Genomic DNA, 13618 nt, shown 5'->3' with positions numbered 1-13618 from the left:
CTGCCATGTTGAAGAAGCTGTTTCATTTCTCGTTACTGGAAAGTAGCACCTCGGGCACCAAGGAAGGCCAGTCGGTGAAATACCCCGGCGTGCGCGAAGCCGTTGACGGCAACAGCGCGGTCATCCACGTCGAACGCGAAGCGTCCGACGCCGCGGGCGCCTACCCGATCACGCCGTCGACGCAGATGGGCGAATACTGGGCGGAAGAGGTCGCCGCCGGCCATCTCAACGTCTCCGAACGGCCGCTGATCTTCATCGAGCCGGAGTCCGAACACGCCGCCGCCGGCGTCACCGCCGGCATGGCGATGACCGGCCTGCGCGCCGTCAACTTCTCATCGGCACAAGGCGTCGCCTTCATGCACGAGTCGCTCTACGGTGCCGTCGGCAAACGCCTGCCCTACGTGCTGAACATGGGCTGCCGCGCCATCACCAAGACCAGCCTGAACGTGCACTGCAGCCACGACGACTACCACTGCGTCGACGACACCGGCTTCATTCAGGTGATGGCGAAGAACGCGCAGGAAGCCGCCGACCTCAATCTGATCGCACGCAAGACCGCCGAACTGTCGCTGACGCCGGCCATCGTCGGTCAGGACGGCTTCCTGACGACGCACCTGATCGAATCGGCCCGCCTGCCCGAGCGCGAACTCGTCGCCGAATTCCTCGGCCGCCCGGACGACATCATCGACACGCCGACGCCGGCGCAGCAGATGATCTATGGCCCGACGCGCCGCCGCGTGCCGGCCATCTGGGACGTCGACGCGCCGATGGTCTCCGGCGTCGTGCAAAATCAGGACGCCTACATGCAGGCGGTCGCCGCGCAGCGCCCCTATTTCTTCGCCCACATCTCGGACCTCTCCGAAAAGTGCATGGCCGAGTACGCCGAGCTGACCGGCCGTCGCTATAACCGCGTTTCCGCCTACGCCGCCGCCGATGCCGACTACCTGATCGTCGGCATGGGTTCGATGCTGGTGCAGGCCGAAGCCGTCGCCGACTACCTGCGTGCAACGCGTGGTCTCAAGGTCGGCGTGGTCAACATCACCATGTTCCGCCCCTTCCCCGGCGACCTGCTCGGCCATGTGCTGCGCGGCAAGAAGGGCGTTGCCGTCCTCGAACGTACCGACCAGCCTCTCTCCGAAGACTTGCCGCTGATGCGCGAAGTGCGCGCCACCGTCGTCAAGTGCATGGAAAACGGTCTCGCCGGCGGCAGCAGCGCCTACACCGACTACGCCGCCTACGGCCCCGGCGACATGCCGCGCCTGTACTCCGGCTGCTATGGCCTCGGTTCGCGCGACATGCAGCCGGAAGCCATCATCGGCGCCATCGAAAACATGCTGCCGGACGGCGCCCAACGCAAGTTCTTCTACCTCTCCGTCGACTTCCAGCGCGAACCGCTCAATCCGAAGGACGAAATCCACCAGCAGGAAATCGTCGCTGCCTACCCGCGCATCAAGGAACTGTCGGTGCGCGGCTCGGAAAACCCGAACCTGCTGCCGCAGGGCGCGATCACCGTGCGCATGCACTCGATCGGCGGCTGGGGCGCCATCACCACCGGCAAGAACCTCGCCGTCACCCTGTTTGAGCTGCTCGGTTACGACATCAAGGCGAATCCGAAGTACGGCTCCGAAAAGAAGGGCCAGCCGACGACCTACTACCTGTCGGCCGCGCCGGAACCGATCCGCGTCAACAGCGAATACCTCTTCGTCGACGTCGTTCTCTCGCCCGACCCCTCCGTTTTCGGCCACAGCAACCCGCTCTCCGGCCTGAAGAAGGGCGGCGTTTTCATCATCCAGTCCAACCTCGGCGCCGACACCTGGGCGCACTTCCCGCTGTGGGCGCAAAAGCAGATCGTCGAACAGGACATCCGCGTCTTCTATCTCGACGCCTTCCAGATCGCCCGCGACGAAGCCGGTAGTGCCGAACTGCAACTGCGGATGCAGGGCATCGCCTTCCAGGGCGCCTTCTTCGCTGCCAGCCCGGTGATGCAGAACGCCAAGCTGAGCGAAGAGTCGCTGTTCAAGGCCATCGAAGACCAGCTGCAAGCGAAGTTCGGCAGCAAGGGTAAGAGCGTTGTCGCCAACAACCTGCGCGTCGTCGAGCGCGGCTTCCGCGAACTGACCGAGATCACCGAAAAGGTCGTCGGCGTCACGCGCAAGGGCGGCGCCGTCAAGGAAGCCGGCCTGCCGGCCCTGCTCAAGCTGCAACCGCAAGGCGACGGCCGCCAGCTCGACATCCACCGTTTCTGGGAACAGACCGGCCATTTCTACGCCACCGGCCACGGCTCGGACAACCTCGTCGATCCGTTCATCGGCATGTCGATCATGCCGGCCGCGACGGGCGTCTTCCGCGACATGACCGGCATTCGCTTTGAGCAGCCGGAGTGGACCGCCGAGAACTGCACCGCCTGCGGCAAGTGCTACACGGTCTGCCCGGACAGCGCCATCCCCGGCCTCGTGTCGACCATCGCCGACGTCTTTGCGACGGCGATCAGCCGTATCGAAACCGGCGGCCAGCCGACGCGCTTCCTGCGCCGCGCCGTGCGCACGCTGGAAAAGAAGCTGCGCGAACAGATCGCCAGCGACGGCGCCAACATCGCCGCCGCCCTCGAAACGGCCATCGCCGCGACGCTCGCCGAAGCGCCGGAAGCCGAACGCGAAAAGACCGCCGAAGAACTCGGCTGGCTGCGCGCGCAGGTCGGCGACTTCAAGTTCGCCACCACCAAGCCCTACTGGTCGCAGCGTGAGAAGAAGGCCAAGGGCAGCGGCGGTCTCTTCTCGATCACCGTCAATCCCTACACCTGCAAGGCCTGCGGCCTGTGCGTCGAAGTCTGCGACGACCAAGCGCTGGCGATGACGACGCAAACCGACGACACCATCGCCAAGATGAAGCGCGACTGGAGCCTGTGGATGGACCTGCCGACGACGCCGGCCCAGTTCTCCCGCATCGACAGCCTCGACGAAAAGATTGGCGCGCTCGACACGCTGCTGCTCGACAAGCGCAACTACAACTCGATGACCTGCGGCGACGGCGCCTGCCTGGGTTGCGGTGAAAAGACGGCCATCCACCTCTTCACCTCGACCGTCACGGCGCTGATGCAACCGCGCGTCAAGACATTCGTCGACCGCCTCGACACGCTGATCGCCAGCCTCGAAAAGCACCTGCGCATGAAGCTCACCGAGTCGATCGACATCGCCGACACGCGCGCCATGGTTGCCGCCGTCGATGCCGCCAGCGACCGCGATCTGACGCTGGCCGAACTCTCGGCGCAAGTCATGGCCGACAAACCCTCGCGCCCGCTCGATCCGCAGTGGGTACGCTGGGTCGCGCAACTGCTCGAGAAGCTCAAGGATCTGCGCTGGCGCTACGTCGAAGGCCCGAGCAAGAAGGGCCGCGCGGAAATGGGCATGATCAACTCGACCGGCTGCACCTCGGTCTGGGCCTCGACCTACCCCTTCAGCCCCTACCCCTTCCCGTGGACCTCGCACCTCTTCCAGGATTCGCCGTCCGTCGCCATGGGCATCTTCGAAGGCCACATGGCGAAGATGGCCGAAGGCTTCAAGGCTGTGCGCATGGCCGAACTCGAACTCGCCGGCCAGTACTCGGCCGAGAAGCACGAGGACTTCTTCCGCCGCTTCAACTGGAACCAGTTCAGCGAGGACGAATGGCACCTCTGCCCGCCGGTCGTCAGCCTGGGCGGTGACGGCGCCATGTACGACATCGGCTTCCAGAATCTGTCGCGCGCCATGATGTCCGGCATGCCGATCAAGGTACTGGTGGTCGATACGCAGGTGTACTCCAACACCGGCGGCCAGGCCTGCACCTCCGGCTTCATCAGCCAGGTGTCCGACATGGCACCGTTCGGCAAGGCGAAGAAGGGCAAGAGCGAAGCACGCAAGGAAATCTCGCTGATCGGCATGGCGCACCGCACCGCCTACGTCATGCAGAGCACCGTCGCCAACGTGAACCACCTGCTCGAAGGCTTCATCGACGGCCTGAACAGCCGCCGTCCGGCGCTCTTCAACATCTACGCCGTCTGCCCGCCGGAACACGGTGTCGGCGATGACCGCACGACTGCACAAAGCAAGCTCGCTGTCGAAGGCCGCGCCTACCCGCTGTTCAAGTTCGATCCGGACGCCGGCACGACCTTCAGCGAATGCGTCAGCCTCGAAGGCAACCCGTCGCTGGAAACTGACTGGCCGACCTACACGCTGCGCTATGTCGACCCGAAGGGCGCCGAGCGCACCCTGACGCTGCCGATGACCTTTGCCGATTTCGCCGCGACGGAAGCCCGCTTCGGCAAGCAGTTCAAGCGCGCCCCGGCCGAGACGTGGAACGGCGACATGATCCAGCTCGCGGAATTCCTCGAAATGGACGCCGACGAACGCGAAGGCAAGTACCCCTTCATCTGGGCGACCGACCGCAAGAATCAGCTGACGCGACTGCTGGTCGCCGAAGAGTTGGTGCTGGCCGCCGAAGAACGCCTGCGCTACTGGCGTCAGCTGAAGGACGTCGCCGGTCTGACGCGCACGCCGGAAGATGCCGAAGCCGTTGCCGAACGCGTCCGGACGGACCTCATCCGTCGCATCAGCGAAAGCCTCGGCGTCTCCGCCGCGGTGGCTCCCGTCGCTGCGGCCACGGCCACGACGGTCGCTCCGGTCGCTACGGCAACCGCCGCGGTCGCCGCCGATGGCTACGAGGCGATCTGGATCGACAGCCCGGAATGCACCGCCTGCGACGAATGCATGAACATCGCGCCGAAGGTCTTTGCCTACAACGACCAGAAGCAGGCTGTCGTCGCCGACGCCAAGGGCGGCAAGTTCGCCGATCTCGTCAAGGCCGCCGAGAAGTGCACGGCCGGCTGCATCCATCCGGGAACGCCCTGGAACACCAGCGAGGCCGGCATCGACAAGCTGATCGCGCGCGCCGCGAAGTTCAATTGACGCGGTACTGAACCGGAGAGGCCGGCGAGGCGCCGCCCGCGCCGGGACAGGATGGTCCGCCATCCTGCGCCCGGCGGGTGTCGTTACTCGCGGCCGCGAAGCGAGCCATGAATTTTCTATCCTATTTCCGCAACGAAGCCTTCGAGCGCGGCATTCACCCGCCGTCGTGCAAGCTGACGGCGGACACGCCGATCCGGCGCCTGCCGTTCGCGCCGCGACTGGTCGTGCCGCTGTCGCAGCACATCGGCAAGCCGGCGCTGCCAGTCGTGCGTGTCGGCGAAGAAGTTCAGCGCGGGCAACTCATCGCCCGCGCCGACGATGGCCTGTCGGTGCCGCATCACGCGCCGGCCACCGGCGTCGTCGAAGCCATCGAACTGCGGCCGAGCGCCCGCGGCCCGTGGGCGCCGGCCATCGTCATCCGCGTTCATCCCGGCTCCAGCCAGGAAGACCTCTGCGCCAATCCGCGTGATCTTGCCAAGGCCAGCAGCGACGAGTTGCGCCAGGCGATCCGCGACAGCGGCATGGTGGGCCTGGGCGGCGCCGCCTTCCCGACCTACGCCAAGCTCGCCATCCCGGCGGGCGCCAAGGCGCATACGCTGGTCGTCAACGGCTGCGAATGCGAGCCCTACCTCACCTGTGACCATCGCGTCATGGTCGAGGAAGCCGACGACCTGATCGCCGGTATCCGCTACGGGCTGCGCGCCACGGGCGCCGTGCGCGCGATCATCGGCGTCGAAGACAACAAACCAGCCGCAGTCGCCGCCATCAAGGCGGCGATTGCCCGTCACGAAGCTGCAGGCCAGCCCGACGGCGCCATCTTCGTCGAAGCCGTGCCGACCAAGTATCCGCAGGGCTCGGAAAAGATGCTGCTGATGGCGCTGTTCGGCGTCGAAGTCCCCTCGGGCAAGCTGCCGATTTCGCTCGGCATGGTGGTCAACAACGTCGGCACGCTGGCGGCGCTCGGCCGTCTCCTGCCCAGCGGACGCGGCCTGACCGAGCGCGTGGTGACAATCACCGGCCCCGGCGTCAGCCGCCCCGGCGACTACCGTGTGCCGCTCGGCACGCCGCTGCGCTTCATCCTCGACTACGCCGGCGCACCGGCCGGCATGAACGACGCGCGGCAGGTCATTCTCGGCGGACCAATGATGGGGCAAGCGCTGCCCTCGCTCGACATCCCGATCACCAAGGGCGTCTCCGGCGTGCTGGTCTTCCGTGGCGAAGACCTCGCGCAGCGTGAGAACGTCACCACCTACCCGTGCATCAAGTGCGGCGAATGCGTCGGTGCCTGCCCGATGGGGCTCAACCCCTCGCAACTCGGCATGCTGGCGGCCAAGCGCGAATACGACGCGATGGCGGAAGGCTACTTCCTCGGCGAGTGTTTCGAGTGCGGTTGCTGCACCTACGTGTGCCCGTCGAACATCCCGCTGGTCCAGCAATTCCGCGTCGCCAAGCAGGTTCTGCGGGAGAAATCGGCCAAATGAGCAGCAAAATGACACCCACCGTCGAGATTCGCAGCGCCCCGCACGTCAAGGCGCCCCGCAGCGTTGAGCAGATCATGCGCAACGTCGTCTACTCCTTGCTGCCGGTCTGCGCTTTCTTCATCTTCCAGTACGGCATCTCGGCCGCCGCCTTGCTGATCGTCGTCACGGGCGCCTGCCTGCTGACGGAGCGTTTCTTTCTCGCCACCGGCACGCAGGCCGGCCGCCTCGCCGACTGGTCGGCGACGATCACCGGCATCCTGCTGGCGCTGTCGCTGCCGCCCGGTTTCCCTCTGTGGATGGGCTTCGTCGCCGGCGCGGTAGCGATTGCGCTGGGCAAGGCCATTTTCGGCGGCATCGGCTTTAACGTCTTCAATCCGGCGCTCGTCGGCCGGGCGTTCGTTCAGGCGGCCTTCCCCACGGCCATCGCCACCTACACGCCGTCCTTCCTGCCCGGCCGTTTCAGCGAGTTCGTTCCCTCCTCGCTGGCCATGCCGCTGATGATGCCGGCCGACGTCAGCGTCTGGCTGCATGAGCGTCAGCTCGATGCGCTGGCCGGCGCGACGCCGCTGGCGAAATGGAAGTTCGAAGGCGTGCTGGCCAATGCTGTCGATCTGCTGACCTCGCTGTCCGGGCACATGGCGGTCGGCCCGGCGCCCCTGCTGATCCTGCTCTGCGGTGCCTATCTCGCCGCCCGACGCTTCCTCGACTGGCGCATTCCGGCGTCCATTCTGGGCAGCGCGACGGCGCTGGCGCTCGTCCTCTACTCGATCAATCCGGAGCATTACCCGAATCCGCTCTTCATGCTCTTCTCGGGCGGGCTGATCATCGGCGCCATCTACATGGCGACCGACATGGTGAGTTCGCCGGTGACGCCGCGCGGCATGGTGCTGTACGGCGTGCTGATCGGCGTGCTGACGGTCGTCATCCGCTACTACAGCGGCCTGCCGGAAGGCGTCATGTACGCCATCCTCATCGGCAACGCCTCGATGCCGCTGATCGAACGCATCTCGCAACCGACGCCGTTCGGCAAGGGTGTATTCAACCGGCAGAAGCGTCCGGCCAGCTTCACGCTGGACCCTGACTTCATTGCACCGGAAATCACCCGCGCTCCGACGCGCACCTCGCGCTTTTCGCGCAAGAAAGACGGGGCCGACGCATGAACACGCCCAATTCCGCTCAACAAGCCACGCCAACCGGCGCCATGATCAAGGCGCTGGGCCTCGTTTCCGCCGTCTGCGGTCTGATCATCGTCGGCTCCTACCAGGGCACGCTCTCGGCGGTGGCTGACAACAAGCGCATCGCCCTCGAACGCGCCGTCTTCAAGGTGATTCCGCACGCCAAGACGGTCAGCGAGTTCTACGCCCTGCCCGGCGCCCGTATCGAACCCGTCAAGGCGGGCGATCCGCCGGCCGGCGCCGTCAAGTTCTACGCGGCCTACGACGAAAACAACGCGCTCGCCGGCATCGCCGCCGAGGCCGCCGCCAAGGGCTACGCCGACATCGTCCGCGTTCTCTTCGGCTACTCGCCGGAGTGCCAGTGCATCACCGGCATCGGCGTCGTCTCCATGCGCGAAACGCCGGGCATTGGCGACAAGATCCTGATCGACAAGGACTTCCTTGCCAACTTCAAGGAACTCGACGTCAAGCTCAACGCCGATCTGTCGGCGCTGGCCAACGAGGTGAAGACGGTCAAGCACGGCAGCAAGACGCAGCCCTGGCAGATTGACGCCATCGCCGGTGCCACCGTGACCTCGCGCGCCGTCGGCCGTGGCATCAACGATTCCGCACAAGCCCTGCTGCCCCGCCTCGTACCCAACCTCGAACAACTGAGGACGAAACCATGATGAACACCAATGTTCCCTCGACCTGGGAGGAGTTCACCGAAGGACTGTGGGAGCGCAACCCGATCTTCGTCATGGTCCTCGGCATGTGCCCGACTATGGCCGTCACCGTCTCGGCGATCAACTCGATCTCCATGGGACTGGCGACGACCTTCGTGCTCGCCGCCTCCTGCTGGCTGGTGTCGCTGCTGCGCCACGCCATCCCGAAGGAAGTGCGCATCGCCAGCTACATCGGCATCATTGCCACCTTCGTGACCGTCACCGACTACGCCATTCAGGCGCTCAGTCTGTCGCTGTACGAAGCGCTCGGCGCCTATATCCAGCTGATCGTCGCCAATTGCCTGGTGCTCGGCCGCGCCGAAGCGCACGCAGCCAAGGTCTCGCCCTGGCCGGCGACGGTCAACGCCACCGGCATGGGTCTTGGCTTCACGCTCGGCCTGACGATGATCGGCGGCGTGCGGGAAATTCTCGGTAACGGCACGTTCTTTGGCCTCTCGCTGTTCGGCGAACACTTCCAGCCCTGGGTGGTGATGGTGCTGCCACCGGGCGGTTTCTTTGTCATGGGCGGCTGGCTGCTGGTGTTCGCGCTGTGGCGCGCGCGCAAGGCCCGTCTGGCCGCCGCATCTGCGGAAGGAGTCCAGCATGGTGCGTGAATCTCTCGGGCAAATCCTGCTCAGCACGATCCTCTCGGGCAATTTCGTGCTGGCGATGTTTCTCGGCATGTGCCCCTTCCTCGGCGTAACGCATAGCGTCAGCCTCGCCTTCCCGCTCGGTCTGGCGACGACCTTCGTCATCGTCATCGCCTCGCTGTCGGCCTACGTGCTGAACATCATCCTCTCCATGCTGCATCTGGAGTTCCTGCGCCTCATCTGCTACATCGTCGTCATCGCTTCGGCCGTGCAACTGGTCGAAATGTTCGTCAAGAAACGCAGCCCCGCCCTCTTCCGCGCCATGGGCATCTACCTGCCGCTGATCACGACCAACTGCGCCGTGCTCGGTGTCGCGCTCTTCCAGACGGCGCGCGACTACGATTTCGCGCAGTCGATGACGTTCGCCCTCGGCGGCGGCGCCGGCTTCACGCTGGCGCTGGTGATGCTCGCCAGCGTCCGCGAACGCGTGCAACTGTCCAACGTTCCCGACATGATGCAGGGCACGGCGCTGACGCTGATGCTCGCTGGCATCCTGTCGCTCGGCTTCATGGGCTTTGCGGGACTCGGAGGCTGAAATGCTCACCTACCTCGTCACCGTCAGCGCGATCTTCTCGCTGCTCGTCGGCATGATCCTCGTGCAGCGCATCTACCGGCACTTTGCCGCGACGCATCCCGAACTCGGTCCTTTTCGTCAGGAAGGCTGCTGCGGCTGCGGCAGCCTCAAAAAGGACTGCAGCTCGGGCAGCAACTGCAAGAGCGCCGAGCACTGAGGACGAAGGAGGGCCGCGCGGCGGCGGCGGGCCCTTGCTGCGACGCCGACTCCTTTGACTCCGGCGAGGTCGCCGATAGAATGCCCCCATGCAGAGCATCGACCTCACCGACCACTTCCTGATCGCCATGCCGGCGATGGGCGATCCGTATTTCGCCCGCGCGCTCGTCTACATTGCGGAGCACAACGAACGCGGCGCGCTGGGCCTCATCGTCAATCGTCCGACGGACATGAGCCTTGCCTCGCTCTTCGAGAAGCTGGAAACGCCCCTCGCTGTCGACGAGTTGGCCGGTCAGCCCGTGTACTTTGGCGGCCCGGTGCAGACCGATCGCGGTTTCGTATTGCACCGGCCGGTGGGGCACTGGCAATCGACCCTCGTCGTCAATGAGCGCATCGGTCTGACGAGCTCGCGCGACATCCTGCAATCGGCCGCCAGGAACGGCGAACCGAAAGACCTGATCATCGCGCTAGGCTACGCCGGCTGGTCCGCCGGCCAGCTCGAACAGGAGCTGGGCGAAAACGCCTGGCTCACCGCCCCGGCCAACGAGGCCGTGCTCTTCGATCAGCCAAGCGAAACCCGGCTCGCCTCGGCGCTGGAAATCCTCGGCATCGATTTCACCCGTCTTGCCGGCGCCGCCGGGCATGCCTGAGTCGCACGCCACCGCCAATCCGCGCATGGGAGCCGTCCTCGCCTTCGACTTCGGCGAACGCCGCATTGGCGTCGCCGTCGGCGAGTCGCTGCTCGGTCACGCCCACCCGCTGACGGTCATCGACAGCGCCGCCAACGCCGAGCGCTTCGCCGCCATTGCCGCGCTGATCGAGGAATGGCAGCCGAGCCAGCTGGTCGTCGGCCTGCCCCTGTCGCTCGACGGCGAAGAGCACGCCATGACCCTGCGCTGCCGCCGCTTTGGCAATCAGCTGCGCGGTCGCTTTGCTCTGGCGGTAGACTATGTGGACGAACGCCTGAGCTCCGTCGAAGCGGCCGGGCGCCTGCGTGACAACGGTGTCAATGCTCGCAACGCCCGAGGGCGCATCGACGCTGTCGCCGCGCAGATCATCCTGCAATCGTACTTCGACGCGCACCCCGCGCCCGCCAGCCCTCTTACGCCACCCACGACTTGAACGACGCCGGAACGGCCACGCCTGCCGGCCCCCACAGGACTTCCCGACCATGCTTCCCGCTGACCTTCCCGACGCCGAGGCGCACTGTGCGCAACTCGCGTCACTGATCGCGCCCCATCTCGCCGCCGACACGGCACTCATCGGCATCCATAGCGGCGGTGTCTGGATTGCGCGCCGGCTGCGCCAACTGCTCGGCCTCGAAGAAGAGATCGGTCTCATCGACGTCTCGTTTTACCGCGACGACTTCGGCGAGAAAGGCCTGCACCCGCAGGTGCGGCCGACGTCGATCCCGTTTTCCGTCGAAGGCCGCCCGCTGATCCTCGTCGATGACGTGCTCTACACCGGGCGCACGACGCGGGCCGCAATCAACGAACTTTTCGACTACGGGCGTCCGGCGCGCATCGATCTCGCGGTGCTCGCCGACCGTGGCGGTCGCGAACTGCCTATCGAGCCGCAATTCTGCACCTGGCAGGCGGCGCTCAGCGACAGCGAAGAGCTGATCCTTGAAGCGAACGATGATGGACTTCTGGCGTGGAGGCTTGCCCGTCATGCATAACCCGCAACTCAACGCCGCCGGCGAACTCACGCACCTGCTGTCGACCGACGGTCTGCCACGCGACGTCATCACGCAGATTCTCGACACGGCGTCGAGCTTCCTCGAAATCTCCGACCGCGATGTGAAGAAAGTGCCGCTCCTGCGCGGCAAGAGCGTCTTCAACCTCTTCTTCGAAAACTCGACGCGCACGCGCACGACCTTCGAAATCGCCGCCAAGCGCCTGTCGGCCGACGTCATCAACCTCGACGTCTCGCGCTCGTCGACGGCCAAGGGCGAGACGCTGCTCGACACCATCGACAACCTCGTCGCCATGCACGCCGACATGTTCGTCGTCCGCCACGCCTCGTCGGGCGCGCCCTACCTCATCACCGAGCACCTGCACCGCGTCGGCCGCACCGACGTGCACGTCGTCAACGCCGGCGACGGTCGCCACGCGCACCCGACGCAGGGCCTGCTCGACATGTACACGATCCGTCACTACAAGAAGGATTTCTCGCCACTGACGGTCGCCATCGTCGGCGACATCCTGCACTCCCGCGTCGCCCGCTCCGACATCCACGCGCTGACTACACTCGGCACCGGCGAAATCCGCGCCGTCGGCCCGCAAACACTGCTGCCCTCGGCGGTCGAATCGATGGGCGTGCGCGTCTGCCACGACCTCGCCGACGGTCTGCGCGACGCCGACGTGGTCATCATGCTACGACTGCAAAACGAGCGCATGAATGGCGCCCTGCTGCCCTCGGCCGGCGAGTATTTCCGCTGCTACGGGCTGACGCCGGCGATGCTGGCTCTCGCCAAACCCGACGCCATCGTCATGCACCCCGGACCGATGAACCGCGGCGTCGAGATCGACTCGGGCGTCGCTGACGGCGCGCAGGCCGTGATCCTGCCGCAAGTCACCTTCGGTATCGCCGTTCGCATGGCGGTCATGAGCATTCTGGCGGGGAACTGAAAACATGCGCACACACATCACCAACGGCCGCCTCATCGACCCGAAAAACGGCATCGACGCGACGCTCGACCTCTTCATCGCCGACGGTCGCATCGCCGCCATCGGCAAGGCTCCAGCCGGTTTCACAGCGGAGCACACCCTGGATGCACGCGGCCTCGTCGTCTGCCCTGGCCTGGTCGACCTGTCGACGCGCCTCTCCGGCATCGAAACCGAGCTGGCCGCTGCCGTCGCCGGCGGCGTCACCTCGCTCGCCTGCCCGCCCGACACCAGCCCGCCGCTCGACGAACCCGGGCTGGTGGAGCGCCTCGTCCGGCGCAGCGCCGCTGCCGGTCTGGCCCGCGTCTACCCGATTGGCGCGCTGACCACCCAACTCGCCGGCGAGCGCCTCGCGGAAATGCACACGCTCAGCCGCGCCGGCTGCATCGGCTTCTCGCAGGCGAAAAAGCCGATCCCCGACCGCCTGGTGCTGCTGCGGGCGATGCAGTACGCCACCACGTTCGGTTACGCCATCCGCCTGCAGCCGCAAGACCACCAGATCGCCGCCGACGGCGTCGCCCACGATGGAGAAGTCGCCTCGCGTCTCGGTCTGGCGGGCATCCCGGTCTGCGCCGAGACCGTCGCCATCGCCTCCAGCCTCGAACTCGCACGGGCGACGGGCGCCAGCCTGCATCTGGCGCGAATCTCCTCCGCCGCCGGTATCGCGCTGATCCGCGCCGCACAACAGGCGAAGATGGCCGTCACCTGCGACGTCTCGATCTATCACCTGCACCTCTCGGATAGCGATATCGGCTTCTTCGACAGCAACGCCCGCTTCGACCCCCCGCTGCGCAGCGCCGCTGACCGCGACGCCCTGCGCGCCGCCGTCGCCGCCGGTGTCGCCGCCATCAGCTCCGACCACACGCCCGTCGACGAAGACGGCAAGCAACTGCCCTTCGCCGAAGCCGCGCCAGGAGCGACGGCGCTCGAACTTCTGCTGCCGCTCACCCTGCAATGGGCGCGCGAGACGGCGACGCCACTACCCGTCGCGCTGGCACGCATCACCTGCGATTCGGCCGCCATCCTCGGCGTGAGTGCCGGTGCGCTGACGCCCGGCGACGCCGCCGATATCTGCCTCTTCGACCCGGAGGCGCGCTGGCAAGTCAGCGCCGACGCCCTGCGCAGCCGCGGCAAGAACACGCCGTTCATCGGCCGCGAGGTACAAGGACGCGTGCACAGCACGCTCGTCGGCGGCCGCGTCGTCTTCCAGCGCTAGGCCGGAGCGTTCCCCGCAGGAGGCGGCCGGCACGAGCAAGCACTCGCCGCTCGCCT

General features: G+C 66.2%; 12 protein-coding genes. All 12 read left to right on the top strand.

Annotation, left to right across the window (positions count from 1 at the left end):
• Nucleotides 1–5 precede the first annotated feature (5 nt).
• The 12 genes from GHK24_RS06710 to GHK24_RS06655 all read left to right on the top strand — a co-directional run bounded on the left by GHK24_RS06710 (nt 6) and on the right by GHK24_RS06655 (nt 13562).
• Nucleotides 6–4940, top strand: coding sequence for a 2-oxoacid:acceptor oxidoreductase family protein (locus GHK24_RS06710; RefSeq protein WP_153470956.1), 4935 nt, complete (start codon nt 6–8; stop codon nt 4938–4940).
• A gap of 107 nt (nt 4941–5047) precedes the next feature.
• On the top strand, nt 5048–6421 hold the full coding sequence (gene rsxC / locus GHK24_RS06705; protein ID WP_153470953.1) for an electron transport complex subunit RsxC: 1374 nt from the start codon (nt 5048–5050) through the stop codon (nt 6419–6421).
• A complete protein-coding gene (locus GHK24_RS06700; RefSeq protein WP_228384573.1) occupies nt 6418–7581 on the top strand; it encodes an RnfABCDGE type electron transport complex subunit D in 1164 nt (387 codons plus the stop codon). The genes rsxC and GHK24_RS06700 overlap by 4 nt, the downstream gene beginning before the upstream one ends.
• A complete protein-coding gene (locus GHK24_RS06695; RefSeq protein ID WP_209022614.1) occupies nt 7578–8264 on the top strand; it encodes an RnfABCDGE type electron transport complex subunit G in 687 nt (228 codons plus the stop codon). Before GHK24_RS06700 ends, GHK24_RS06695 begins: the two co-directional genes overlap by 4 nt.
• Complete coding sequence (gene rsxE, locus GHK24_RS06690) at nt 8261–8914, top strand: electron transport complex subunit RsxE (RefSeq protein ID WP_153470950.1); 654 nt, start codon at nt 8261–8263, stop codon at nt 8912–8914. The genes GHK24_RS06695 and rsxE overlap by 4 nt, the downstream gene beginning before the upstream one ends.
• Entirely contained in the window at nt 8904–9485 is a 582-nt protein-coding gene (locus GHK24_RS06685) for an electron transport complex protein RnfA (protein ID WP_153470946.1), read from the top strand. The genes rsxE and GHK24_RS06685 overlap by 11 nt, the downstream gene beginning before the upstream one ends.
• A 1-nt stretch (nt 9486) precedes the next feature.
• On the top strand, nt 9487–9681 hold the full coding sequence (locus GHK24_RS06680) for a hypothetical protein (protein ID WP_153470943.1): 195 nt from the start codon (nt 9487–9489) through the stop codon (nt 9679–9681).
• 88 nt (nt 9682–9769) lie between these two features.
• Nucleotides 9770–10330, top strand: a complete 561-nt coding sequence (locus GHK24_RS06675) for a YqgE/AlgH family protein (protein ID WP_153470940.1) — start codon at nt 9770–9772, stop codon at nt 10328–10330.
• Nucleotides 10323–10802 (top strand): Holliday junction resolvase RuvX, encoded by a 480-nt coding sequence (ruvX, locus tag GHK24_RS06670; protein WP_153470937.1) that lies wholly within the window; start codon nt 10323–10325, stop codon nt 10800–10802. The genes GHK24_RS06675 and ruvX overlap by 8 nt, the downstream gene beginning before the upstream one ends.
• A gap of 49 nt (nt 10803–10851) precedes the next feature.
• Complete coding sequence (pyrR, locus tag GHK24_RS06665; protein ID WP_153470931.1) at nt 10852–11358, top strand: bifunctional pyr operon transcriptional regulator/uracil phosphoribosyltransferase PyrR; 507 nt, start codon at nt 10852–10854, stop codon at nt 11356–11358.
• Nucleotides 11351–12310: an aspartate carbamoyltransferase catalytic subunit gene (locus GHK24_RS06660; RefSeq protein ID WP_153470928.1), complete on the top strand. Its 960-nt coding sequence runs from the start codon at nt 11351–11353 to the stop codon at nt 12308–12310. The genes pyrR and GHK24_RS06660 overlap by 8 nt, the downstream gene beginning before the upstream one ends.
• A gap of 4 nt (nt 12311–12314) precedes the next feature.
• A complete protein-coding gene (locus tag GHK24_RS06655; RefSeq protein ID WP_153470925.1) occupies nt 12315–13562 on the top strand; it encodes a dihydroorotase in 1248 nt (415 codons plus the stop codon).
• Nucleotides 13563–13618: the final 56 nt, after the last annotated feature.

Source organism: Rhodocyclus gracilis, assembly GCF_009617575.1.
In the GTDB taxonomy this organism is placed as follows: domain Bacteria; phylum Pseudomonadota; class Gammaproteobacteria; order Burkholderiales; family Rhodocyclaceae; genus Rhodocyclus; species Rhodocyclus gracilis.
The sequence above is the reverse complement of the archived record's forward strand: the minus strand, read 5'-3'. Positions and strand labels throughout refer to the sequence as shown.